Source organism: Streptomyces sp. NPDC006602, from assembly GCF_042870385.1.
Classification (GTDB): Bacteria; Actinomycetota; Actinomycetes; order Streptomycetales; family Streptomycetaceae; genus Streptomyces.
Genome location: NZ_JBIAHG010000035.1, coordinates 18,489 through 43,260 on the forward strand (window position 1 = coordinate 18,489; position 24,772 = coordinate 43,260).

The 24,772-nt window shown below is 67.6% G+C and carries 21 protein-coding genes and 2 pseudogenes; 10 read left to right on the forward strand and 13 right to left on the reverse strand.

What is annotated here, in order from left to right:
- Positions 1–7: 7 nt before the first annotated feature.
- From ACFYO2_RS41605 to ACFYO2_RS41615, 3 genes and pseudogenes are all read right to left on the reverse strand, one after another.
- A complete protein-coding gene (locus ACFYO2_RS41605; RefSeq protein ID WP_388360461.1) occupies positions 8–205 on the reverse strand; it encodes a hypothetical protein in 198 nt (65 codons plus the stop codon).
- A 436-nt stretch (positions 206–641) separates the two neighbouring features.
- A pseudogene (locus ACFYO2_RS41610) lies at positions 642–908 on the reverse strand (NADPH-dependent FMN reductase); the annotation flags it as partial.
- Between the two features lie 126 nt (positions 909–1,034).
- Positions 1,035–1,961, reverse strand: a complete 927-nt coding sequence (locus tag ACFYO2_RS41615; protein WP_388360464.1) for an alpha/beta fold hydrolase — start codon at positions 1,959–1,961, stop codon at positions 1,035–1,037.
- Positions 1,962–2,562: 601 nt separating this feature from the next.
- On the opposite strand from ACFYO2_RS41615, the gene ACFYO2_RS41620 reads away from it, so the two are divergent.
- From ACFYO2_RS41620 to ACFYO2_RS41630, 3 genes are read left to right on the forward strand one after another with little or no spacing between them, the layout of a single operon-like run.
- Positions 2,563–3,069, forward strand: a complete 507-nt coding sequence (locus ACFYO2_RS41620) for a transposase (protein ID WP_388360466.1) — start codon at positions 2,563–2,565, stop codon at positions 3,067–3,069.
- Positions 3,070–3,123: 54 nt separating this feature from the next.
- Positions 3,124–3,540, forward strand: coding sequence for a hypothetical protein (locus ACFYO2_RS41625; protein WP_388360469.1), 417 nt, complete (start codon positions 3,124–3,126; stop codon positions 3,538–3,540).
- Between the two features lie 7 nt (positions 3,541–3,547).
- On the forward strand, positions 3,548–3,715 hold the full coding sequence (locus tag ACFYO2_RS41630) for a hypothetical protein (RefSeq protein ID WP_388360472.1): 168 nt from the start codon (positions 3,548–3,550) through the stop codon (positions 3,713–3,715).
- 198 nt (positions 3,716–3,913) lie between these two features.
- Here ACFYO2_RS41630 and ACFYO2_RS41635 read toward each other — a convergent pair whose 3' ends face one another.
- The 3 genes from ACFYO2_RS41635 to ACFYO2_RS41645 all read right to left on the reverse strand — a co-directional run bounded on the left by ACFYO2_RS41635 (position 3,914) and on the right by ACFYO2_RS41645 (position 6,563).
- The gene (locus tag ACFYO2_RS41635; protein WP_388360474.1) at positions 3,914–4,756 is read right to left on the reverse strand and encodes a polysaccharide deacetylase; all 843 of its coding nucleotides are present in this window, start codon (positions 4,754–4,756) and stop codon (positions 3,914–3,916) included.
- A gap of 6 nt (positions 4,757–4,762) precedes the next feature.
- Positions 4,763–5,260 (reverse strand): MaoC/PaaZ C-terminal domain-containing protein, encoded by a 498-nt coding sequence (locus ACFYO2_RS41640; RefSeq protein WP_388360476.1) that lies wholly within the window; start codon positions 5,258–5,260, stop codon positions 4,763–4,765.
- Between the two features lie 76 nt (positions 5,261–5,336).
- Complete coding sequence (locus ACFYO2_RS41645; RefSeq protein ID WP_388360479.1) at positions 5,337–6,563, reverse strand: NAD(P)/FAD-dependent oxidoreductase; 1,227 nt, start codon at positions 6,561–6,563, stop codon at positions 5,337–5,339.
- 331 nt (positions 6,564–6,894) lie between these two features.
- Between ACFYO2_RS41645 and ACFYO2_RS41650 the strand changes: the two genes are divergently transcribed.
- The 4 genes from ACFYO2_RS41650 (at position 6,895) to ACFYO2_RS41665 (ending at position 12,937) form a co-directional block, all read left to right on the forward strand.
- On the forward strand, positions 6,895–8,424 hold the full coding sequence (locus ACFYO2_RS41650; protein ID WP_388360482.1) for a class I adenylate-forming enzyme family protein: 1,530 nt from the start codon (positions 6,895–6,897) through the stop codon (positions 8,422–8,424).
- 37 nt (positions 8,425–8,461) lie between these two features.
- Positions 8,462–10,126, forward strand: coding sequence for a choline dehydrogenase (locus tag ACFYO2_RS41655; RefSeq protein WP_388360484.1), 1,665 nt, complete (start codon positions 8,462–8,464; stop codon positions 10,124–10,126).
- Positions 10,123–11,241 carry a nitronate monooxygenase gene (locus ACFYO2_RS41660; protein WP_388360487.1) on the forward strand — a complete coding sequence of 373 codons (1,119 nt, stop codon included), beginning with the start codon at positions 10,123–10,125 and terminating at the stop codon, positions 11,239–11,241. Before ACFYO2_RS41655 ends, ACFYO2_RS41660 begins: the two co-directional genes overlap by 4 nt.
- 64 nt (positions 11,242–11,305) lie before the next feature.
- Positions 11,306–12,937: a CocE/NonD family hydrolase gene (locus ACFYO2_RS41665; RefSeq protein WP_388360490.1), complete on the forward strand. Its 1,632-nt coding sequence runs from the start codon at positions 11,306–11,308 to the stop codon at positions 12,935–12,937.
- Between the two features lie 91 nt (positions 12,938–13,028).
- On the opposite strand, the gene ACFYO2_RS41670 is transcribed toward ACFYO2_RS41665, so the two are convergent.
- The 3 genes from ACFYO2_RS41670 to ACFYO2_RS41680 all read right to left on the reverse strand — a co-directional run bounded on the left by ACFYO2_RS41670 (position 13,029) and on the right by ACFYO2_RS41680 (position 16,606).
- Positions 13,029–15,326, reverse strand: a complete 2,298-nt coding sequence (locus ACFYO2_RS41670) for a molybdopterin-dependent oxidoreductase (protein WP_388360492.1) — start codon at positions 15,324–15,326, stop codon at positions 13,029–13,031.
- A 458-nt stretch (positions 15,327–15,784) separates the two neighbouring features.
- On the reverse strand, positions 15,785–16,252 hold the full coding sequence (locus ACFYO2_RS41675) for a MarR family winged helix-turn-helix transcriptional regulator (protein WP_388360496.1): 468 nt from the start codon (positions 16,250–16,252) through the stop codon (positions 15,785–15,787).
- 27 nt (positions 16,253–16,279) lie between these two features.
- Entirely contained in the window at positions 16,280–16,606 is a 327-nt protein-coding gene (locus ACFYO2_RS41680; protein ID WP_388360498.1) for a malic enzyme-like NAD(P)-binding protein, read from the reverse strand.
- A gap of 192 nt (positions 16,607–16,798) precedes the next feature.
- Here ACFYO2_RS41680 and ACFYO2_RS41685 point away from each other — a divergent pair, with 192 nt between their 5' ends.
- Both ACFYO2_RS41685 and ACFYO2_RS41690 read left to right on the forward strand, forming a co-directional pair.
- Positions 16,799–17,176: a DoxX family protein gene (locus ACFYO2_RS41685; RefSeq protein WP_388360501.1), complete on the forward strand. Its 378-nt coding sequence runs from the start codon at positions 16,799–16,801 to the stop codon at positions 17,174–17,176.
- Between the two features lie 22 nt (positions 17,177–17,198).
- Entirely contained in the window at positions 17,199–18,170 is a 972-nt protein-coding gene (locus tag ACFYO2_RS41690) for a pirin family protein (protein ID WP_388360504.1), read from the forward strand.
- Between the two features lie 248 nt (positions 18,171–18,418).
- On the opposite strand, the gene ACFYO2_RS41695 is transcribed toward ACFYO2_RS41690, so the two are convergent.
- The 4 genes and pseudogenes from ACFYO2_RS41695 to ACFYO2_RS41710 all read right to left on the reverse strand — a co-directional run bounded on the left by ACFYO2_RS41695 (position 18,419) and on the right by ACFYO2_RS41710 (position 23,363).
- Positions 18,419–20,518 carry an MDR family MFS transporter gene (locus tag ACFYO2_RS41695; protein ID WP_388360507.1) on the reverse strand — a complete coding sequence of 700 codons (2,100 nt, stop codon included), beginning with the start codon at positions 20,516–20,518 and terminating at the stop codon, positions 18,419–18,421.
- A gap of 670 nt (positions 20,519–21,188) precedes the next feature.
- Positions 21,189–21,368, reverse strand: a pseudogene (locus tag ACFYO2_RS41700) (pirin family protein); the annotation flags it as partial.
- A gap of 378 nt (positions 21,369–21,746) precedes the next feature.
- Positions 21,747–22,142: a hypothetical protein gene (locus tag ACFYO2_RS41705; RefSeq protein WP_388360510.1), complete on the reverse strand. Its 396-nt coding sequence runs from the start codon at positions 22,140–22,142 to the stop codon at positions 21,747–21,749.
- 270 nt (positions 22,143–22,412) lie between these two features.
- Positions 22,413–23,363, reverse strand: coding sequence for an NmrA/HSCARG family protein (locus ACFYO2_RS41710; protein WP_388360513.1), 951 nt, complete (start codon positions 23,361–23,363; stop codon positions 22,413–22,415).
- 990 nt (positions 23,364–24,353) lie between these two features.
- Between ACFYO2_RS41710 and ACFYO2_RS41715 the strand changes: the two genes are divergently transcribed.
- On the forward strand, positions 24,354–24,770 hold the full coding sequence (locus ACFYO2_RS41715) for a hypothetical protein (protein WP_388360514.1): 417 nt from the start codon (positions 24,354–24,356) through the stop codon (positions 24,768–24,770).
- Positions 24,771–24,772: the final 2 nt, after the last annotated feature.

Genomic DNA, 24,772 nt, shown 5'->3' on the forward strand with positions numbered 1-24,772 from the left:
GGCGGACCTATGCGGGCTGCGGGTGGACCAGGCGGCCGTGGAAGATGACGGAGGCCGCGCGCTTGAGGCGGCGGACGCGGATGCTGACCTCGTAGGCGTCGATGCCGTCGACGGCGGCGAAGCGGGTGGCGACGTAGCCGTAGAAGTCCTCGGTGTCGCGGCTGATGACGGCGACCATCAGGTTGTGCCGCGCCGCGGATAGCACCGACGAAGGCGACCTCGGAATGGTCGGCGAGTTCCTTTCCGACGCGTTCGAGGGGAGCGGGTGGGACGCGCAGCCACACCGTGGCGTTGAGGCGTTGGGTCAGCAGGTCCACGTCGTAAGAGAGCGCGCCGGAGGACTCCAGGCCCTCCATCCGGCGAGCCGTGAGTGGGTCGTGCGGCCGTCCTCGGCCGGCGCGCCGAGGAGTGGGGTGTCCTCGGCGGTGGGCGGGAGGAGTGGTTCGGCGGGGGCCGGTCGCCGGTGAGATGCCGTATCCGCTCGGGAATGAGCCCGGCGCCGGAGCCGGTCCAGTCGCTGGTACCGGAAGCGTCGCGGAGGCGGAACGAGTGGATGAGCAGGTTGATGTTCACGTCCAGGACGGAGGCTGCCCTGGGCAGTTGCCGCAGCAGGGCGTCATCGCGCTGCACGTCGAGCGCCCGTTCTTGAGGACGCCGGAGGTGCTGTGGTTGTACTCCGGGGTGACGAAGACGAACCCGTCGAAGGAGGCTATTTTCTCCGCCCAATTGGTGTGGTCGTTCTGGTACTGGCCCATCGTCGGGGGCAGGGGCTCGTCCAGGTGCGGCAGCGGGTAGTCACGCAGGTCGACGAGCTCTAACTCGGCGTCACTGCGGCCGGAGGCGATGTCGTGGACCCACGCGGCCACCTGCTCGCCGTTGCGGTTGGGGCGGGTGCCGCCGAGGACGATGCCCGATCCTGGTCAGGTAATTCCCTTGAGAATGTGGAGGGTTGAGCTCTCGCGAACCAACGTTCAGGACATGTGGGGGAAGCGGGCAGCGGGGATCACACCCAAGCGCCCCGCCGACTGAGCTGTTCAGCGGAAGAAGTCGAGCAGCGCCTTCGCGATGGCGTCCGGCGCTTCTTCGGTCACGAAGTGTCCTGAGCCGGGAACGACCAGTCCGGTCACGTCGCCGGCGACCTGCCGCATGACCTGTTCGACGCTGGCGCCGGTCGAGAACTCTGCGCCGATGGCCAGCACCGGGATGTTCAGTGGGCCCTCCTTCTGCCAGCCCAAGATCAGGGGTGCGTTGTCGGCGCGGAAGTACTCGAAACTCGCGTGCAGCGCGGCCGGGTCGCGGAGAGCCTCGACGTACAGGTCTACGGCGTGGGGCGGGATGGCGTCGGGTGAGGCGGTCTTCGTGGCGAACTGGTGGCCGAAGTAGATCTCCTCGCGACCGGCGACCATGCGTTCGTTGATGTCCTGCAGGCGGTTGAAGGAGAAGTGCCACAAGAACTTGTTGATGGCCGGGTCCGAGAGCAGGTTCGGCAACGGTGAGAGGCCCGGCAGGATCGCCTCGACGACCGCGAGTCGGGTGACGTGCTCACGGTGACTGGCGGCGAGTGCGTAGCCGGATATCATGCCCACGTCGATGCCGGCGACGGCGTAGCGGCTGTGGCCCAGGCCGGCCATCAGTCCCGCCAGGTCGTCGGCCAGGGTGGCCATGTCGTAGCCGGTGGCGGGCTTGTCGCTGGCGCCCTGCCCGCGGTGGTCGGCGGCGATCACAGTGAAGTGCTCGGCGAGCGCCGGCATCACCAGTTGCCAGCAATACCAGAACTGCGGCCAGCCGGGGAGCAGGAGCAGCGGCGGGCCGTCTCCGCCGACGACGGCGTGCACCGCGACGCCGTTGACGTCGACGAAGCGGCTGGTGAAGGTGTCGGTGAAGCCTGGGGGCAGGTGCGGCACGGTGTCGACGGTGTTCGCCACGGGGTCTTCGCGGGGGTGGGTCTGCTGGCTGGACATGGGTGCTCTCTCTGTTGACGTGGTCCCCGCACGGCGAGGGCCTGTTGATCGTTGCTGTTTCTGCGTCGTCGGGATCGACGGCGACCAGGGGCGGGGTGGTGTCCAACCCACCTCTCGCATGGGCGCCTCGCCCGCCGCGATGGGGGCAGTCAGCGGCTGTTCGTCGCGGCCAGGTCGGTGCCGAGGCCGGCGTCCGGGTGCGGCGCCATCGACGGAACGACAGCGGCAGGAGTTCAAGGACGCCTGACGTCTGGCACGCTCCCCTGACTCCGGCGTCGCGTGGTCAGTGCCGGAGTCAGGATGGCGCAGGTGTCAGGGAGCGCAGACACACGGCAGCAGTCTGCCGTCCTGCACGTCGGACTCGATCCAGTAGTTCGCAGTGGCCTGTGAGCCTGTCCGGAATTGGCGAAGCTGCACGCCAGGATCCGGGCCGAGGGATACGCGGCTTGGGCCTGTCCCGGCGTGACCAGGACGCCGCGGGAGGCCGCTCGCAGCCCGGCCGCTGCCGCGGTGCTCTTACGGAAGGCCTTCATGCTGATGTTGTCGCTCTCGTGGACGGGGAGAAGGATGCGGCGGGAGCTTCCGCTGCGCGGGGCGGCGCATGCGGGATGGCGCTGTCCGAGATAAAGATGATACATCAATTGTTGATGCGTCCAATCCTCGCCGCTTGCGCGAGGGCGGCAATCGCCACGCCCTGGCCCACTTCATCACCACCATCCCGCGGGATCCGGCGCGCGTGCGGGCCCGGCTCGCATGGAAGACGACCGCGGCGATCAGACCAACCGCGCTGATCATTGATGACATGGGCCTCCACAGGCCTTCCTCTAGGACGGCGACACATCGGCCCATGTGGCGCGGCAGTACGGCCTGGACCGGCGCACTCTTCGAACGCCGGCGCGGAACCCAGGCGGCACCCACGATCCCGGGGATGTTCGCACTTCGAAGTGGGATCAGCTCACCGGCCCCTTCGAAGCCAAACCCCGGGACGGTTCCGCCCCTTGCGGCGTCACGCTGTTCTCACACCCGGCGAACGGCGAGGGAGCCCGAAGCACTTGACACATCAATGGTTGATGTGTCATCTTTCTGGAGCTTCCCCCCACCGAACTGAGGAGCCATGGGTGCGCCATCAGAGGGGGCCGTATTGCCGTGGAGGAGAGACCCCATGTCCCACAAGAACTCTCAAGTGAAGCCCCCGCCCAATGAGCGGGTGCTGGCCATCGGCATCCGCGCGGATGCGTTTACTCTGGACGATTTGCCGCCGCAGTTTTCGACGGTCGAGGAGCTGGCCGCCCAGATCGAGCGCGGCTGGGCGGATCTGCAGGCCGCAGGCATCGACGGCGAGATGTGCGAAATCGGCATGGACGTCGACGAGGCTGAGGCCGAGCTGCGCCGGAAGTTCGACGGGCGCTCGTTCGGGGTGGCGCTCATCGGCGGCGGCATTCGGAATGTCCCGGAGAACACCGTCCTGTTCGAGCGGATCGTCAATGTGCTCATCGACCTCCAGCCGGGCATCCGGTTGAGCTTCAACACACATCCGAACAACGCGCTCGAGGCGCTGCAGCGCTGGCTTGACCGCTAGAAGGTAGATGAAGATCCTGGCCGCCAGCGGCGGTAGTCGGCATGCCGGCCAGGATCGGTGGCAGCCTGACGGCGGGCGGCTGTCTGGAGGACTGGACGCGAACAAGAAGACGCCGGGCCGCAAGCGCGGACGGGCCGTCGATGTATGGGGACTGGTCATCCGCGTCGTCACCTGACCACCTCCGACCCCGACAACGCCCGCCGGCACCGCCCTGCTCGACCTGGCGGCGCGTCGATCACGCAGGCGGACGGCTCGGCATTCCGGCCCTCCCGCTGTCGTGCCAGCTCGCGCAGGAGGCCGTTGAGCTCTCAGTACAGCGAGAAGCGCTCGGTCCGCGGTCCGGACCGAGCGCTTTGTCGTCGGCGTCGGTTGTTCAGCCGTCTTCCCAGCAGTCGAAGAGCTCCGAGAGCGTGGGGAACCAGACGTCGTCGAAGGACGTCACGTGGTCGAGGAACTTCTCGAGCATCAGCAGGTTGTGGCCCCGGCCGATGGTCTGCGGATGCAGCGTCCAGGTCGCGACTCCGCCCGGGCAGCGCGCGTGGGCGAAGTCGAAGCTGTCCTTCCAGCGGGCGAGGACGACCTCGTTGGCCTGCATCAGGGCGTTGCCCTTGAAGGACTCCAGCTCCGGGAAGTCGTCGAGGAACCAGGAGACGGGGAACTCCAGGACCCGGCTCTCGGGCCCGAAGGTGTTGCCGTTCTCCTGGTCGAGTTCCACGACCATCCGCGGCCGGTAGGGCGTGAAGTCACGTCCCATCAGGGAGGAGTCCCAGTCGAAGCCGAACTCGGCCAGCAGTTCGAGCGTGTCGTCCGTGACGTCCAGGGCCGGCGAACGGTAGCCCCGCGGCCGGGCGCCCAGCAGCTTCTCGTGCTGACGCAGCTGAAGTTCGAGCAGCCGCCGTTCCTCGTCCCGGTCCAGTGCGGGGACGTATTCGTGATACACCCCGTGTGCTCCGATCTCGTGGCCGTCCTCGATGATCGCGTCCACGGCCGAGCGGAACGTCTGGATCGTGTGCGTCGGCACGCACCACGTGGTGGTGATCCCGTAGCGGCGGAACACGTCCAGCAGACGCGGAGTCCCCACCACGGCACCGAACTCGCCTCGTGACAGGGCCGTCTGGGACGTGGACCGGAACGTGCCCATCCAGACGCTGTGTGCGTCGAAATCCGGGCTGAGGCATACGGCGAGCCGCTTCCCCTCGGGCAGTCGCAGCGTCACGGCAGATCATTCCGACCGGTCGGGGCGGCGCGACAGCAGCACGACCCACCTGCCCTCCTGGCACACCTCCCCGTTCTGGTTCAGGACCTGCACGTGCGTGGTCACGATGCCGCGATCGGGCTTGCTCGCGGAGGGCCGGATCTCGACGATCTCCTCGCTCACCTTGATGGTGTCCCCGATGCGCACCGGCGCGAGCAGATTCCAGTCCCGGATTCCGAGGAAGGCGATCGCCGACGGGTTCTTCCACCCCAGGCCCATCTCCAGGCCGAACGCCATCGCCAGGACTCCGGGGCCGTGAAAGAGCCGGCCACCGAACTGGGTCTGCTTCGCGAACTCCTCATTCATGTGGAGCGGATGCATGTCGCCCGACCAGGTGCCGAACATGACGACATCGGTCTCGGTGATGGTCCGGCCGGGCGTCACCCAGGTCTGCCCGAGCTCGATCTCGTCGAGGTATCGAACGGACTCCGAGGTGTGCGCCGCGCCGAGAGTGTTGGTGGTCAATTCATGCTCCTCAGAAGCTGATGGGGACAACGGGACGTTTTCTGCCTCGTAGGGACGTTCTCTGCTCTCGGCGAGGTCACCAGCGGATCACGCCGTCGGAGTTCTCGCGAAGTGCCGGGCGGTCCAACGCCATTTCATCGATCGGCAGGCTGAGTTCCTCTCCGGAAATCAGCTCGGCCACGAGCTGTCCGGTGATCGGCCCTGCCAGGTTCCCGTACACGTGTCCGGTGGCGAGAACCAGGCCCGGTGCTTCGTCGACCTCGTCCACGATCGGCAGTGAATCGGCGGTGGCCGGCAGGAGACCCGTCCAGACACCCTCGACGCCGAGTCCCCGGTAGTGCGGGAAGGTCTCCAGAACGGCGTCGATGGTCATCTTCAGTCCACCGAGCGGCATACGGTCGTCCAGCTGCTCGGGGTAGTCCATCGGACACCCGACGAACAGGTTGCCGTCCTCCGTCTTGGCGACACACTCCAGGTGCTCGATCCCATGGCTCGAATCCTCGTAGGGCGCTGTGAAGTACTCGTCGCGATAGCTCGGGAGACTCCGAATGTGCCCGTACTGCTTGGCGGCCAGGGGACCGTTGAGGATCTTGTCGAGGTGCTCCTCGACCGGAGCGAACAGCACCGCGCCGAGCCGTTCGGGCTTGATCGGCACGTGGATGCCCTCCGCTTCGAGCATCCGTGACCAGACCCCCGTACCCCAGACCACTCGGTCCGCGTACACGTCTCCGCCGACAGTCCGGACGCCCGTGACCTTCGCTCCCTCGCGCGTCAGTCCGAGCACGGGTGTGTGCTCGTGGATGCGCACGCCGAGGCGACGGCATTCCTGGGCCAGGGCACGGACGAACTTCGGGGTGCGGATCTGGCCGTCCTCAGGACAGAACGTGGCGCCGATGACGGTGGGCGGCAGGATCGGCGCCGCCTCACGTGCCGTCGGTCCGTCCAGCAGCTCCATGGTGAAGCCGTGCTTGTTGCGGTCCTCCACGAATTCCTTGTAGACCCGGCGCTGGTCGTCGGTGAAGAAATACGTCATCGCGCCGTTCGCGCGGTACTCGAACGAGGGGCCGAGCAATTGCGAGAAGTCGTCGTAGAGAGCGCGGCCGGCCCGGGAGAGCGCCAGAGAGAAATCTCCGTTCCGGTTGTGCATGTGGAGAAATCCCATGTTCCGGCCCGAAGCGCCATACGCGATTTCCCGCTGCTCCAAGAGGACGACGTCATGCCCCTTGGTCGCGAGGAAGTACGCTGTCGACACGCCGACGATGCCGCCGCCGACCACGACCACATCCGCCTGGTCCAGTTTCACGTTGCGATCTCCCTGCCATCGGTCCGTCGGTTCGGCATGTAACCGGTTGTCTGATCATCCTTCGGAACTATCTCTCCGCCGACCTCCGGACCGCATTGGAACTTCCCAGAGGATCGGAGCAGTCCATCAGAAGCTCCACAATGGGTGGCCACCGCGGGACTGCAGGCGTGATCCCACCGGAGTTTCTACGGGCCGGAGCGCCGGAGCCAGTGAGGATTTCCAATTACCTCCGGTGGCCCCGCCGCCTACGTTGTGGCCCATCACCTGGCGCCCGACCACTCACTCGGGAGGCTCTTGCGCAGCCTCGCCGATCAAGGAACTGGAGCTATGGATGGCGTTCTCGCCGGCCACCGTGCGTGGCGACTGCGTGTCGGCCTTCGAGCGCATCGCTCGCGAGCACCCCGACCGCGCCGCTGTGATCGACAACGACGCGACGATCACCTACCGCGATCTGCAAGCGGCGGTCGAGCTCCGGACGACGACGTTGCTCGAAGCCGGCCTCGACCCCGGTTACCGGGTGGCCCTGGTCGCCGAGAGCTCGGCTGAGTATCTGATGACCGCTCTCGCCGTGTGGCGCGCGGGTGGCGTCCTCGTCACCGTCTACCCCTCATCGGGCTCGGGCGACATGCGTTACGCCATCGAGACGAGCGACCCCTCGCTGATCGTCGTCTCCGAAGGAGTCGATCGCGAGGCCGTCGAGGCCGGCGCGCCCGGAACCCCCGTCGTGGACATCACGTCCTTCGGCGTTGCCGGAGTCCGTGAGGACCACTCCCCCAACCCCGGGAACCTGCGGGAGCCGCTGTCCCTGATCTGCTTCTCTTCTGGCACGACGAGCCGACCGAAGGCGATCATGGTGTCCGCCACCGCGATCTTCAACTGCGCGGACACCTACGGCGAGGTCTGGCACCTCTCCCCCGACGACAGGGCGATCATCTGCCTGCCGATGGCGTGGCTGTACGGCCTCGCGAGCACCTCGCTCGCGGTGCTCCTGCGCGGCGGCACCGTCATCGTCGTACGGCGGGCGCGTCCTGAGTTCATCGCTCCGGCGATCGAGCGGTACCGGGCGACGTTCGTGGCCGGCGTCACGGCCACGTTCGCCAAGCTCGTCCAGCACGTGGGAGACCCGGCCCCGGGTACGCGCGCGTTCGAGTCGCTCCGTCTGTGCATCTCGGGGGGTGAGCCGCGCAACGAGGCGGTGTTCGACCGCTGGACGGCCCTGACCGGTGTCTCGGTGCTCGACGCGTACTGCGCGTCGGAGTGTCTTCCCCTCGTCACCTACGACCCCTACACGGACCCTGTTCCCAGGCCGGGCTCGGCCGGGAAGCTCGTTCCCCGCTCCCGGCTCAGGATCCTCGGCCCCGAGGGAGCCGAAGCCCCGCCCGGCGAAGTCGGCGAGGCGTATTCGAGCGGCCCCGGCCTGATGCTGGGGTACTGGCGGGACGAGCAGCTGACACGCGAAGCGCTCACGGACGACGGCTGGTACCGGACGAAAGACCTGGTCAGAGTCGACGAGGACGGTTATGTGTACGTCGTCGGGCGGCTGTCGGACCTCATCATCCGCGGGGGCACCAACATCTCCCCTTCGGAGATCGAACGTGTCCTCAACGAGCACGAGGCGGTCGGCCAAGCCGCCGTCGTGGGCCTGCCCGACGAGATCTACGGCCAGCGGGTGGTCGCCGCCGTCGTCCCCAGTGCCGCGTCGGGTGTGGACGAGGCCGAACTGCGGGCGTACTGCAAGGCGAGGCTCTCCTCCTACAAGGTGCCGAGCGCCTTCGTCGTGGTCGACGCCCTCCCCGTCAACGCGACCACCGGAAAGCTCAACCGGAAAGACGTCGCGGCGCTGCTCGCTGACCTGGCTTGACCGGCAAGACACAGGAACCTGAGAAGGAGGACGTCTCATGAAACACGACGGCTACGACTACATCATCGTCGGCGGCGGTTCGGCCGGCTGTGTGCTCGCCAACCGTCTGACGGCCGACGGCCGTAGTCGGGTCCTGGTCCTGGAGGCCGGTCGGCGACACTCCAGATTCGACTACCCCGTGCGGGTGCCGGCCGCATTCCTCTTCGTCATGGGCCACAAGCTCTACGACTGGCAGTACAAGTCCGAGCCCGAGCCCATGCTGGGCAACCGGAGGATCGCGCACTACCGGGGCAAGCTCATGGGCGGCTCCAGCTCCATGAACGGCATGTTCTTCCAGCGTGCCAACCCCCTCGTCTACGAGGACTGGGCCGCGGCTGCGGGCATGGAGACCTGGAGCTACGCCCACACCCTGCCCTACTTCAAGCGACTCGAACGCCTCGTCGGCAGTGATCCGCGCGGTGTCTACCGCGGCCATTCCGGACCCATCCCGGTCCACCGGCACAAGGCCCAGAACCCGCTGTTCGGCGCACTCTTCGAAGCCGCGCGCCAGGCCGGCCACGAAGTGGTCGACGACGTCAACGGCTACCGCCAGGAGGGGTTCGCACCCTTCGACTGCAACATCGAGAACGGCGAGCGTTACGACGCGGCCCGCACGTACTTCGCGCCCATCCGCGACCGGAAGAACCTGGATGTGATGACCGGCGCGCTCGTGAGCCGTGTCGTGTTCAAAGGCAAGCGCGCGGTCGGCGTCGAACTCGCCTCGCGGCGGGACGGCAGGACGGTCGTCCACGGCAAGGAGATCATCCTCTGCGGCGGAGCGTTCAACTCGCCCCAGCTCCTTCAACTTTCCGGTGTGGGCAACGGCAAGGAGCTGAGCCGACTCGGCATCGAGGTGATCGAGGACCTGCCCGGGGTCGGCGAGAACATGCAGGACCACCTCGAAGCGTTCGTCATGTACGCCTGTACGCAGCCGGTCTCGATGGCCGGCATCCTCAAGATGAAGTCATGGCCGGGCATCGGGGCCAAGTGGCTGCTGAAGCGTGAGGGTCCGGCCGCCACCAATCACTTCGAGGCCGGCGGGTTCGTCCGCTCGAACGACGACGTGCCGATGCCGAACCAGATGCTGACGATGCTCGCCCTGGGAGTGCGCAACGACGGTACGCCCGCGCCGACGGAGCACGCCTACCAGATCAACCTCGGTCCGCAGACGCCCCAGTCGAAGGGGCATGTGAAGCTGCGCGCGAACGATCCCCTCCAGGCACCGGTCCTCACCTTCAACTATCTGTCGACCGAGCAGGACCGCCGGGACTGGATCGACGGTGTCCGCGTCACGCGGGATCTGCTGAACCAGCCCGCGTTCGCGCCGTTCAACGGCGGCGAGCTCTCACCAGGACCCGACGTCAGGACCGACGAGGAGATCCTCGCGTGGGTGGCCCGCGACGCCGAGACGACGTACCACCCCTGCGGCACGGCCAAGATGGGCACCGATGACGAGGCCGTGGTCGATCCGCAGACCATGCGGGTTCACGGTCTGGACGGGATTCGCGTCGTGGACGCCTCGGTGATGCCCGTCATTCCCAACGCGAATCTCTACGCCCCGGTCATGATGATCGCCGAGAAGGCCGCGGACCTGATCCTGGGCAAGGAGCCGCTGGCTCCCGAACACGTCGACTTCTACCGCCACGAGAAGGTCTCCCGATGAAAACCGATGTGACCGACAGCCTCGGCATCGAGCTCCCCCTCTTCGCCTTCTCCCACTGCCGTGACGTCGTCGCGGCCGTCACGAAGGCCGGAGGCATGGGCGTGCTCGGCGCCGCATGGATGACTCCCGAAGAACTCGACATGTCGATCGAGTGGCTCGAGCGGGAGGTCGACGGCAAGCCCTTCGGCGTGGACCTGGTCTTCCCCGGCACGGCGATGGACGACGAGAAGACTCCCGAGGAGTACCTGGCCTCGATCCCGGACCGCTACCTGGCGTTCGTGAAGGACATGCTGGACGACGGCGGGCTGAACGACCTCACTCCCGAGGACCGCGACGCCTACATGGTCGAGAACGCCAGGAAGATGGCGATGACCAACAAGAAGAGCCGTGACCAGCTCGAGGTGACACTGGCCCGGAGCTCGGTGAGCCTGGTCGTCGGCGCCCTTGGTGTCACGCCGGACTGGGTGGTGAAGGCGGCGCACGCCCGAAGCGTCCAGGTCGGTGCGCTCGTCGGCACCGCACGGCACGCGGTCAAGCAGCGCGAGGCGGGGGTCGACCTCATCGTCGCGCAGGGCACGGAGGCGGGCGGCAGCGTCGGTACCGTGGCGTCGATGGTGCTGTGGCCGCAGGTCGTGGAGGCGGCGGCCGGCGTGCCGGTGCTGGCCGCCGGCGGTGTGTCCCGCGGCTCGCACATCCTCGCCGCGCTGTCCCTGGGCTGTCAGGGCGTGTGGACCGGGTCGCTGTGGCTCGGGACCGCGGAGAGCGAACTCAGCCTGGAAATGCGGGAGAAGCTCTTCGCCGCCGAGTCGGAGGACGCCCTCCTGGCGCGGGTCATGACCGGCAAGCCGGGGCGGATGCTGCGTACGAAGTACATCGACGCCTGGCAGGCTCCCACCGCTCCCGCGCCGCTGTCCTGGCCGATGCAGTCGATCCTGAACGGCTACTCCTACAAGCGGGCTGAGCACGCACGCGATCTCGACTACTGGACATACGCCGTGGGCCAGGTGGTCGGTGACATGAAGGGCCACACCACCGTCAAGTCCGAGATCACGCGGCTGCTCAACGAGTACGTCGACGCCCTCGACCATCTCCAGAAGGTCACGGACGTCGACTAGTCCGACGCCGTCGCGTCAACCTCGGCCGATCGCCACGTATAGACACAGCAGTAGGAGGAGAGCAATGGCAGGCGTGACGATCGAGTACGACGTGCCGGTCCCGATGCGCGACGGTGTCGTTCTGCGGGCGGACGTCTACCGTCCGGAAGGACCGGGACCGTGGCCTGTCATCGTCTCCCGGACGCCGTACGACAAGACGGACAACTACGAGCTGCAATTCCTGGACCCTGTACTGGCCGCGCGGCGCGGACTCATCGCCGTGGTCCAGGACGTACGCGGGCGGTTCGCCTCCGAGGGCGAGTTCGTGCCGCTCGTCAACGAGGCGACCGACGGCGCCGACACCATCGAGTGGGCCGCGCAACTGCCCGGCTCCAGCGGCGCGGTGGGCATGTGGGGCATCAGCTATCTGGGCAACGTGCAGTGGCAGGCGGCGGGTCTGCGGCCCGCGGCGCTCAAAGCGATCGCGCCCTCGCTGACCTTCCGCGAGACCGACAACGGCCTGGCGTTCCGCGGTGGCGCGTATGAGCTCGGCCTTGTGCGCAGCTGGGCGCTGGGGACGGGCTTCGACGTGCTCGTTCGTCGCTGTGCCGACAACGAGGAGGAGCTGATGAAGCAGGTGGCCGCGCTCGCCGCCGCCTTCGACGGCATCCCCGGGCCGACGTATCACGAACTTCCCACCGGCACGGATCCCGTCGTCGCCCGATGGGATCTGCCGAACCTCGCGGACCGCGCGTCCATGGCCGCCGGTGATGTGCCTCCGCACCAGGAGAACGTCACGGTGCCCAGTCTGCATGTGGCCGGCTGGTACGACCTGTTCGTCCAGGGCACGATCGACAACTACACGGCTGCGGCGCAGCGGACAGGGGCCAAGCTGGTGGTCGGGCCCTGGAACCACATCGCCCAGACCGGGATGCAGGGCGACATCAACTTCGGTGTGGCGGGACACGGTGCCGCCATCGATTTCTCCACGTCCATCCTCGGCCTGACCTTCGACTGGCTGCACGCGTGTCTGACCACGGGCGAGGCCCCGAACGACGACCTGCCCGTAAAGATCTACGTCATGGGCGCGGGCGAGTGGCGTTCCGAGCCCGAGTGGCCGCTGAGCCGCGCGGTCGACACGCTCTTCCAGCTCGGCACCGACGGCAGGCTGACCGCCGACGGCGAGGCGGCCCCGGGAACGCTCACCTTCACGTACGACCCGCAGAACCCCGTGCCGACCGTCGGCGGCGCCACCGTCATGCCGTATCCGCCGTCGGGTTCCTTCGACCAGCGCGTCGTGGAGGAGCGCGACGACGTCCTCGTCTTCACCACCGACGTACTCACCGATGACGTCGAGGTGACGGGGCGGATCACCGCGTCCCTGACGGCGGCGACCGACGGCCCCACGACCGACTGGGTCGTGCGCCTGTGCGACGTCCACCCCGACGGCCGCTCCTACAACGTCGTCGACGGCATCACCCGCGTCGCGACCGTCCCCGGCGAAGCGTCCACCGTCGAGGTCGACCTGTGGTCCACGAGCATGCTGTTCAAGAGGGGACACCGCATCCGGGTTCAGGTGACGTCGAGTTGTTTCCCGCGGTGGGACCGCAACCTGAACACCGCCGACGGTGTGCGCACGGGTGAGATGCGCGTGGCGTCCCAGGTTCTCCAAGTCGGCGGGGACGCTCAGTCGTTCGTCACGCTTCCTGTCGTCTGACGGGACCGACGGGCACGACACAAACGAGGCTCCCGAGCCGATGAGTTGAGGCGTTGACGTCTCAACTCATCGGCTCGGGAGCCTCGTTGGTTCACCGGGACAGATCGTCCAGAAGCCGGGGCGGCCGGGTTGTCACGCTCACCTCCGGGGCCTCACCCCGCCACTTCTCGACTTCCACGAGCGCGTGCTGCGCCGTCGTGGCCTGGGACAGGCTCGACGCCGGCCGGTCCGCGGTCAGTACGTTCGGGTTGCCGTGGCGGCAGAAGGACGGGGCGTCAGGATCGGGGTCGTACCACGCGCCCGCTGAGAGCTGGACCACGCCGCGCCGGACCGCGTCCGACACCACCAGGCCGGCCAGGCAACTCCCGCGCTCGTTGTGGAGCAGCACGACATCGCCGTCCGACAGGCCGCGAGCTGCCGCGTCCTCGGGATGCATCCGGAGCGGCTCCCGCCCCGCGACCTTCGCCTTCTGACTCGTGTCACCGATGTCGAGCTGACTGTGCAACCGGGTCTTGGGCTGGTTCGCGATCAGGTGCAGCTGGTGGGCGCCGGAACTGCCGAGCCATTCGGCAGGAGCGATCCAGACGGGGTGGCCGGGGCAGTCGGCGTAGCCGAACCCGGCGATAGTCGACGAATAGATCTCGATCTTTCCGCTGGCCGTGGGCAGCGGACTCGCGCCGGGGTCACGCCGGAACTCCGAGAACAACACCTGATCCTTGTCGATGACGGGGATCGAGATGTTCTCGCTGCTCCAGAACGTGTCGAAGTCGACAACCTCGATGTCAAGCTCCACGAGCCTGCTCCGCCACGCGTCGTACAGATGGCGAAGCCATCCCATGACATCTCGGCCTTCGCTGAAGCTCGCCCCCCGGCCGAGCCTCTCCGCGAGGGCGGAGAAGATCGCGTAGTCGTCCCGGGCCTCACCGGCCGGCTCCGTGAGGGCGGGCATCGGGAAGAAGGCCGGGTCGTTGCGGCCGGCGCCGTAGTCGTCGCGCTCGATCGTCATCGTCGCCGGGAGCACGATGTCGGCGTGCCGTGCCGTGCTGGTCCAGAACTGCTCGTGGACGACGACAGTGGCGGGCTTCATGAACGCCCGGCGCAGGCGGGCCAGGTCCTGGTGATGGTGGAAGGGGTTCCCTCCCGCCCAGTAGACCAACTCGATCTTCGGAAGAGTGATGCGCCGCCCGTCGAAATCGATCTCGCGGCCCGGCGTGAGCAACATGTCCGAGATCCTCGCCACAGGGATGCCCGACGTCTCGGCATTGCGTCCCTGCGGGAGCGAGGGAGCACTGGCCACCCGCTTGGGGAGCCCCACGTCGGCCGTCGCTCCGTAGCCGTGCTGGAAACCACCGCCCGGCAGCCCGATCTGTCCGAGCATCGCCGCCAGGGTCACCCCGAGCCAGATGGGCTGCTCTCCGTGCTGCTGGCGCTGAAGGGACCAGCTGAGGTTGATCATCGTTCGCGATGCGGCCATTTCGCGGGCGAGGCGCACGATCCGATCGGCGGGGACGCCGGTCAGGCGCTCCGCCCAGGCAGGGGCCTTCGGGACGCCGTCGACCGTGCCGCGTACGTATGGCAGGAACTGATCGAACCCGACGCAGTGTGTGGAGAGGAAGGCACGGTCGGCGAGGTCCTCGGCGTCCAGCACGAACGCGAGGGCCAGCATCAGGGCGGCGTCGCTGCCGGGCAGGGGCGCGATCCACTCGGCCTTGGCCTCGGCATACGTGTCGTCCGCGATCGGCGTGATGTCGACGAAGCGGCATCCTCGGGCCACCGCCCGCTGGATCGCATCCCTGGCGGGATGCCGGCCGATCCCGCCGGAGCTGATACCGCTGTTCTTCTCGGACAGGCCGCCGAAGGAGAGGAACAGGTCGGTGGTCCGGCTGATCACGTCCCAGGAGGTGGCACCCGCCATGATGGCGCCGGCGTTGCCCACCACGTGCGGGAGCAGGATCCCGGAGGCGCCGTAGCTGTAGTCGCTCCATCCGGCGACGTATCCGCCGAGGGTGTTGAGGAACCGGTGGATCTGACTCTGGGCGTGATGGAACCGGCCCGCACTGGCCCAGCCGTACGATCCCCCGTACACCGCGGACGGGCCGTGCTCGGCATAGACGCGCCCGAGTTCGCCGCTCACCAGGTCGATGGCCCGCTCCCACGACACCTCGACGAAGGGTTCGGTGCCGCGGCCCGCGCCGCTGCCGGGGCCGTTCTCCAGCCAGCCGAGGCGGACGGCCGGCCGGAGCACCCGCGTCGGGTGGTGCTGGGCGGACGGCACGTTGTGGATGAGGTCGCGCGGATCAGGATCGCCTGACCACGGCCGGACGGAGCTCAGTGACCGTCCGTCCGTCTCCGCTTCGAAAGCTCCCCAGTGGGTCAGATGCGTCGGCATGATCACGCTCCGTTGTCACGGCCTCTGGCTCTCCAGCCTAGGCATCCGTGCAAGGCGGCAGACACTGGTGGAAGACCGAGGGCTGGGCTGATGGCTGGTGCGTCTACCGAAAGCAGGGATACAGGTCACTCGGTAGCGTTCGGACGGGGACTGGCCCCATGGACGACGTCCGCGCGGCTCTCGACCTTTGCCTGGCGTGCAAGGCGTGCTCGCTCGACTTCCCCGCGGGCGTCGACATGGCGACGTACAAATCCGAGTTCTTCTCCCACTACTTGCACAGGCTGGGCAAGGAGCTGGCGGACTTCGGCGGCGACGCGGGAGGTACCGATGTCGTCCTGTTCGTCGGCTCCTTCACGAAGGGATTCCGGCCGGAGGTGGCCGGTGCCGCCGCACGGGTCGCGGCCGGCACCGGCCGCCAGGTCACCTGCGAGACCGACGCGTGCTGCGCGATCGGCAGGTCAGGCCGGGTCCTCGTCCAGCTTCGCCACCACTCGGTCGGAGATGTCGGCCAGCGCCCGCAACTCCGCCGGGGTGACATGATCCAGGAACAGCTCTCGCACCGCCTGCACATGCAACGGAGCCGCCGCCTCGATCGCCACCCGCCCGGCATCCGTGATCACCACGAACGCTCCCCGCGCATCCTCGGGACACTCCTCACGGATCACCAGCCCCCGCCCCGCCATCCGCGCGATGTGGTGAGACATACGGCTCTTCTCCCACTCCAGCGCCCGCGCCAGATCCTGATAACGCTGCCGCCCCTCCGGCACATCCGTCAGACTCACCAGCACCCCGAAATCCGCAGCCGACAACTTCGACTCACTCTGCAGCAAACGCGACAGACGACCCCCCAGCCGCTCATGCAACCGAACAAAACTCCGCCAGGCGTGCTGCTCCTCCGCCGTCAACCACCGCACCTCTTCATCCATACAAGCGAGTGTAAAGGAGTTGACGGATCACCCAGATACCGATCGCTTCGCGCAGCTCGGCCTCCGTAGCCCGGGCGCCACACCATCCTCCACCGCAGCCCTGGCCACAGCCAACGCGATCTCGCGGGCCGCGTCCCGCATACCCACCAGCGGCGGCAGCAATGGAGTCGCCCCCTCCACACCCGCCCGCACCGCGCACTCCCCCACAGCCCGCGCCGCCGCCACCATCATCCGGTCAGTCACCCGCGACGCCCGACAAGCAGCCACCGCCAGCCCGACCGCCGGAAAAACATAGACGTTGTTGGCCTGCGCCACCGGCACTTGCTTGCGGCCGAGAACAGGACGGGCGTGCACAGTCGCCCTGCGGGTGCCGGGTGAGCAGGCGGTGGAAGAGGACTGCAGGCCCAGTGTCGTCCGTACTCACTCCGGGGTCACGCCGGCCGTCTGCTTGATATGTCATCTAGATTCGTTTAGCTTAGATGACACATCAATCAACTCGCACGGAACCGCAATGTCGGAACCGCCACCTGATCACAAGAGGTACCTGTGAACGTCGCTCTGTGGGCTGTCGCGGCCCTGCTCGCCCTGGTGTTCCTGGGGGCCGGTGCTGCCAAGCTCGCCCAGCCCAAGGAGAAGCTCGTCGCATCCTCCTCCATGGGCTGGGCCGAGGACTTCTCCCCGGCGATGATCAAGACGATAGGCGGCCTGGAGGTACTCGCAGCACTCGGGCTGATTCTGCCCGCGGCGGTGGACATCGCTCCGGACCTCGTTCCGCTGGCCGCCTCCGGCCTGGCACTGACCATGTTCGGCGCCGGCATCACGCACAGCCGGCGCGGGGAGGCCCAGTCGGTCGTCGTCAACGTCGTCCTGCTGGCCCTGACCGTCTTCGTGGCCTGGGGCCGCTTCGGTCCGCACGCCTTCTGACCTGCCGAGAAGGGAAACTCTCATGCCTGCTATCACCGTTGACGACGTGCTGGTCCTGCCGCGCCTGCCAGAACTTGACCCGGCCGGCACCGCCTTCCGGCCCGTCCGCCGCCTGACGACCGCCGAGCAGGGCTTCGAGGGCGAGGGCTTCCCCGTCCGCCGCGCCTTCGCCGGAGTGCCGGCGGCCGAGCTCGACCCGTTCATCCACATGGACCACGTCGGCAAGGTCGAGCAGGCCCCGGGCGAGCCCATGGGCACCCCCTGGCATCCGCACCGCGGCTTCGAGACCGTCACCTACCTCATCGACGGAGCCCTGGAGCACCAGGACTCCAACGGAGGCGGCGGCCTCATCACCGACGGTGACACCCAGTGGATGACCGCAGGCTCCGGAATCCTGCACATCGAGCAGCCTCCGGAGCGGCTGGTCCAAAACGGTGGGGTGGTCCACGGTGTGCAGCTGTGGGTCAACCTGCCCCGCGCCAAGAAGATGAGCCCCCCGCGCTACCAGGACATCCGCGGCAAGCACACCGGGCTGATCACCACCCCCGACGGCGGCGCGCTCATCCGCGTGATCGCCGGCGACATCGCCGGACACACCGGCCCCGGCATCACCCACACCCCGGTCACCGTCGCCCACCTCACCATCGAACCCGGCGCCCAGGTCGACCTCCCGTGGGACCCGACTTACAGCGCACTGGTCTACGCGCTGGCAGGGCACGGCACGGTCGGCGCCGAAGCCCGCCCCATCCAGGAGGGTCGGCTCGCCGTCCTCGGCTCGGGTGACGCGCTGCGCCTGACCGCCGACCGCGCCCAGGAGTCCCGCTCCCCCAAGCTGGAGCTCTTCGTGCTGGGCGGCCTCCCGATCCGCGAACCCGTCTTCCAGTACGGCCCTTTTGTGATGAACACCCGCGAAGAGGTGCAGCAGGCCTTCGAGGACTACCAAGCGGGGCGCTTGGGTGTGATCCCCGCTGCCCGCCTCCCCCACACGACCTGAACGTTCGAGTTCGAGAACTTCACCGTCCTCAAGCCCGGCGAATACAACGTCCAGGCCGTCGCCACCATGCTCGACCAGGTCGCCGCCTGGAGCAACGCCCTGGCACCCCTCCGAACCGCCTGAGCAAACCCGACTGCAGCCTGTTCCGATGCCGGGCCGGCTGTTCCACCGGATGCCCGATCACCTCCGTGTTCGGGTGGCTTCGAGTTGCTTCCGGCCGGGGGACCGCAAGGTGAATGGAGCATGTATCAGGCTGGCGCCGTGGCCTCCCGGGTCGTGTCGCCGCCGATCCGTGCCGGTGCAGGGCCCTCGGCAAGGTCTTCGGCGAGCAACCGCTTGGCGATCGAGTCGAGGGCCGCGCGCAATTCCGGAGTGGCAGGGCGGCCCTGGTCGCGTTCGAGGTGGTCCGCCAGCCAGTTCTCCCAGCCCTGCGCGATGGCATGAGCCTGCTCGTCCCCCTGCGCGGTGAGCGAGTAGAAGTTCCCTTCCCGGCTGACGTCCCCACTGCGGATCGCCGCGTCGAAGGCCGGCTGCAGGACCTGTTCGGGCATGTGATGGCGGGAAGCGATCAGGCTGAGCTTGGAGTAGCCCACCAACCTCGTCCAGAGGGCGACCTGCATGACGGTCCACGCACGCCCCGGGTCCAGCCGGGAGCCGGTCAGGGCGAGTGCGTCCGCGTACGGCATGCGGCCCGCCTTTCGTAGCAGGGCGGAGATCTGCCGCTCCAGAGGAACGCGGACGCCGTCGACCGGGGCTCCGAACGCGCCGTCGAGGTCGGTGGAGGCCATCCGGGCACTGTCGCGCAGGGTGACCTGGCGAAGGAAGAGCGCCACGACGAACCCGAGCAGGGCCACGGGCACCGTCCACAGGAAGATCCTGCCCATGGAGTGGGCGTAGGCGTCGATGACGGGAAGGGCGGCGGCGTCCGGGAGTTGGTGCAGGGCCTGCGGGGACTGGGCCGCTCGGGCGATCTGTTCCGCAGGAGCCGCGCCCGTCGCGACCGCCTGCCGGATGCCGTGCGCGAGATCCGACTCGAGGGAGTTGGCGTAGATGGTGCCGAAGACGGCGGTACCGAAGGCGCTGCCGAGCGTGCGCAGGAAGGTCACGCCGGAGGTCGCGGTGCCGAGGTCCTTGTAGTCGACGGTGTTCTGAACGACGATCGTCAGAATCTGCATGCTCAGGCCGAGACCGGCACCGAGGACCAGCATGAACACCGACTCCAGCCAGGTGGAGGTCGACCGGTCCATCAGCGACAGCAAGTACAGTCCGACCGCGGTCACCAGCGTGCCCACGATGGGAAACACACGATACCGGCCGGTCTTGCCCACGACATTGCCGCTGTACAGCGACGTAGCCATCAGACCGATCACCATGGGCAGCGTGCGTATCCCGGAAAACGTCGCGTCGGCGCCGTTCACGTACTGCAGGAACGACGGCAGATACGTCATCGCACCCAGCATCGCGAAACCCACGATGAAGGACAGGACGGCGCAGACCGTGAAGACGGGGTTCTTGAACAGGCGCATGGGAAGCATGGGTTCCGCGGCCTTGATCTCCACCAGGCAGAACAGCACCAGCGACAGCAGTCCGCCCGCGAACAGGCCGACGATGAGCGGGGACGACCACGCGTACTCGCTGCCGCCCCAACTGGTCGCCAGAATCAGGGCGCTCGCGCCGAGCGCGACGAACGCGATCCCCAGGTAGTCGACTATCGGTTTCACGACCGCCTTGACCTGCGGAATGTTCTTCATCGTCATGATGACGACGACGAAGGCGACCGGCACGTTGACGTAGAAGCACCAGCGCCAGGAGAGGTTGTCGGTGAAGAAGCCGCCGAGCAGCGGGCCGAGCACGGTGGAGACACCGAACACGGCGCCCATCGCACCCTGGTACTTGCCGCGCTCGCGCAGTGGGATGACGTCCGCGATGAGGGCCGTGGCGGTGACCATCAGTCCACCCGCGCCGATTCCCTGCACCGCCCGGGAGGCGATGAGCATCGTCATGCCGCCTGAGAGGCCGCAGAGGAACGAGCCCGTGATGAAGACGATCGTCGACACGGCGAAGACGGTCTTGCGGCCGTACATGTCACCGAACTTGCCGACGAGCACGGTCGAGACGGTCTGCGCCAGCAGATAGGAGGTCACCACCCAGGACATGTGCGAACCACCGCCCAGGTCCGCGACGATCGTCGGCAGGGCCGTGCCGACGATCGTCTGGTCGAGTGAGGCCAGCAGCATGCCCGCGGCGATGGTGATGAAGATGACGGTGCGCTCGCGGGGGCTCAGAAGCGGGGGTGCAGGCTGGTCCGCTTCCGTCCCTGCCCGAGGCGAGGTGGCTGATGCAGTCATGGGAACCGTCTCGGTTGGGGAGGGGGGTTCGGCGCTCGAAGTCGACGACGCCAAGGACGGCCGACCATCGAAGTGGCTGTCCGCAGGACGTCACAGCCCAATGTCGATCGATATGGCTGGTCATGATCTGCTTTTCGAGATGACTTTGTCCGGAATTTGCCCACCGATGACATGCACAGCTCTCGGGCGTGGGGGGGGCGTGACCAGTAGTGATGGCAGAACTTCTCGACATGCCTGCCGCAGCCGAACTCGGGGGCCGCCTGAAAGGTCACGTCACTGCCCGGTCAGCTTCGGGAATTCGCGACCAGCTCTTGTACGCCGGGTGCGACCTCTTCGCCGAACTGCTGGATGGCGGTGGGGTCGTCGCCGGCCAGGATGTAGCCGGTGACGCCGTGTTCGCGGATCCGGAGCAGCCATCCTTGTGGCCGTGGACCAGGACCGCGATGTGCATGTGGCCATCGGGCGCGTAGGCGAGGCGGACGGGCACTGACCAGTCGGTCGCGGAGGGCGGAATTCCGGCTGCAAGGGCGGGGCAACTGGCCACCGAGCCTCTACTGCACTCGGATGCGGCTACGCCAGTAGGGGCCAGGAGACGACAAATCAGCCCAGGTGCACCTCCAGCCACCGCAAGACTTCGGGGGTCACCTGATCAGTGATGTCGGCGAACTCGTCATGTCTCTTCAGGAACTTCGCGGCGCGGTCTGCTGGTGGCGTTGGGGAGGATGGGTGCGGGAAGCCGGCCCGCGGGGAAGCCCTCGATGGTGCCGAAGCGGTCGGAGGAGGTCTCCCATTCCTCGCGGGCCTTGACGATGTCCTCGTGGGTGCGGCCGATGAAGTTCCGCCGCATGACGCGTCGGCACCCGGTGGGACATAGCCCAGACGCGCCCGGTGCGTGAAGGCAGTGAGATCGGTCCGGAAGCCGGGTGCGATCAGTCCGGCGATGTCCTCCTCGCCGCGGCCAGCGCGGCGTGGTGCAAGGAGGAGCGGGACCCGCTGTCAGACGCAGGCCATCATCGGACTGGGACAGTCGTCCCAGTCCGGCCAAACGGCACACGACCGCCAGCGTTCGGGGTTCGCCCACCAATCTGCAGGATCGGAAGGACCAGGAGATCTACGGACGCGCTCCCCGCAACTCAAAGGCGACCCCGGCCGGCCCGCAGGTCTCGCTCACCGGTAGCGGCGTGCAACAAGCCGAGTAGCCGGTGCCGTGGCCGCCGCACCGCACATGTCACATCCAGACACGGCCGATGGTCACCCAGCGGTAATTGCCGGTACCCGTGCTCGTGAACCAGCCCACGGGCTGCGCGTTCTGAGTGCTGCTCTCGCAGTGGTAGCCCGAGTAGGTCAGTGTGGTGGGAGACGCCTGGGACGGGTCGACGGTCACTTGGGGGAAGTAGCGGTTCGTGATAGTCGTGCTGTCCGTGGTGAATGACGCGCACTGGCCGTTCACGCTGATGCTGTGGACCTGGCCTTTGGTTCCGTCGGTGACGGCCACGCAGGCGGCACCTGCGCCGGCCTGGCACTGGGGCGGCTGGCTCGCCGCCTGGGCCGGGCCGGTGGTCACGGCCAGCGCCGCGGCGGCCGCGCCGCCTGCGGCGATCATGCTGATGAGACTCTTCTTCATGAGATGCATACGCCTTCCATCTTCAACATCGCGGGCGCACGGAGCGTGCTGCCTGCCCCAGCGGAAAAGTGAGTTGATGCAACATCAATCGGCCGCGCCTCGGCGTCAAGCTCACCAGGTCGGCCGGCAAGCCGCTTCACACCGCTCAAGTCCCTGCAGAAACCGGGTCCGTAACCTGAGGTTCGTGATGATGGTCGAACGTCCGGTACCCGATGAGCTGCGGGGTCTCCGAGCCGTCGAGCTGTCCGCTCCAGGGAGCGGGCGCGCCCGTCAGTTCAACTCGAACCTCGAGGCATTCTCGGCGAGCCAGTCGTCGAAGCTCTTCAGAGCCGGATTGAGCTCGCGCAGCCGGTTCAGATCACGGACGCCGGTGAACTCCTGATCGAAGTCGCCGTAGTACTGGAACATGTTGCCGAACTCCTCGGCCCCCGGGAAGTCCAGGGCGCGGTAGACGTCGTAGGGCACGGACTGGAAGCGCACCGGCTCGCCCAGCGCCGCCGCCAGCTTCTCCGCGTACTGCGCACCCGTCAGATGGTCGCCGGCCAGGTGGACGGCGGCGCCGATGAATTCCTCCCCGCGCTTGAAGACGGCGAGCGCCGTCCGGCCGATGTCCGCCACGTCGACCCCGGCGAGGAGCTTGCCCTCCTCCAGCGGCAGGTTCAGCGTCAGCACACCGTCCTCCGCGCGCTGGGGGCCCAGGCCCTGGAGGAAGCCTTGGAAGAAGAAGGTGGTGTTCAGGAAGGTCGTCGGCACTCCGGCCTGCGTGAACAGTTCGTTGGCCTCACCCTTGGCATCGAAGTGCGGCACGTTGTACTTGTCCTGCAGGACGGGCATGCGGTCGTCGTCCACCGGCAGCAGTTCGCGGGTGTCCTCCAGGGTGGACCAGACCACGTGGCGCAGGCCTGTGGCCTTGGCGGCGCGGACCAGGACGTTGATCTCCTCGGTCTCCTTGGCCGCCGAACCGTGCGCCCAGAAGTTGGTGACGAGGAAAGCACCATAGGCACCCTCGAACGCCTTGTGCACCGTCGGTTCATCGTGGAAGTCCGCCCGCACGACCTCGGCGCCGAGCGCCGCGAGCTCCCTGGCCGCGGGCGAGTCGGGGTTCCTGGTGAGCGCGCGGACCGTGAAGCCCGACTCCGGATTGGCCAGGATCGCTCGCGCGGCACCACCTCCCTGCGCACCCGTTGCTCCAGCGACCGCGATGACCTTCTCGTTGCTCATGACAGTGTCCTTGTCAGAAGAAAGGTTCTGGTTGATACGTCAACGACACTACCGCGAATCGGTTGACCCATCAACCTCTGAGTCTGAGATCGAGTCGTGATCGTTTCTGGTGCCAGGCAGCGGCCCCCGTGCGCTTGCTGTTGGCGGCCGTGGTTCCGGGCTCACGCGAGAATCAACAGCATGACGATGCCCCTGTCGGGCGGCTCCGGCGATCCGGCGCTCTCCGCTGGTGCAGGTTCGGGCGAGGGCAGTGCCAGGATCAATGCCGTGGGTTTGGAGGCGCCGGGCGCTCTCCGGCGCCGACCGCACTCATGCGACCGGCCGGCCGCTGGGTGGTGCTCGACCAGTGCCCAGCGGTCCTCGGTGACGGTCACGGCCAAGGTGCCGACGGCCACTCATCGATGACCATCTGGAGTTGTGACCCGGTGCGTGCGGGCATGCGAAGCAGTGTGTGGGATGGGCCCATTCCCCTGACGGTCCGGACGGGTTGGCCGACCGGAGGTGCTCGGCGGCGGTCCGAACGATCATGACTGGCCGTCCGCACTGTGCACCGGCTGATACGAGCGCCAGCCGGCGGGACGACACTGTTCCCCGACGGCAGCCCCCACCCGTCCGCGAGGAGATCCATGCGCACGGCGATCGTGATACGACCCCGGGGAGAGGCCTGTCCGTTGTTCCCGGACACGTCCTGCTCCCTGCCGACGCCGGACCACCACCGACAGTCCGCGGGTCATCACACCTGCCAAGACGGTGCGACCGCAGCCGCTAGCCCATGGACAGGACAAAAGCGGCAACCGATCACCCCGGCTGTGCGCTCAAGGGAGATTCCACATGCAACACCGGCACAAGCCAACTCGTGAACCGCCTCACCGTGACCGGCTACGATCAGGGCGGGCCTTGCCGAGACTTTTCCCTGATGAGCGTGGACCCCACAACGCTCCATGCTCATTTCGACGCCTGGCGGCGATACCACCGTGGAGGAGTGCCCCCATGTCCCACAAGAGCTCTCAGGTGAAGGCTCTGCTCAACGACGACGTCCTGGCCATCGGCATCTCCCCCGAGGCGTTCACGGCGGAGGAGCTGGCGCCATTCAACTTGACCGTGGAGAAGCTGGCCGCCCAGGTCGAGCGCGGGTGGGCGGCAATCCAGGCCGCGGGCGTCGTCGGCGAGCTGTGCAGCGTCAGCAAGGACCCCGACGAAGCCGAGGCCGAGATTCGAAAGCGGTTCGCCCAGCGCTCCTTCGGGCTGGCGACCGTCGGCAGCGGCGTCCGGTTGCTTCCGGAGAATACCGTCCTGTTCGAACGGATCGTCAACGTGCTCGTCGACCTCCAGCCGGACATCCGGCTGGGCTTCGCCACAGGTCCTAAGAACATGCTCGAAGCGATCCGGCGCTGGCTCGACCGCTAGGA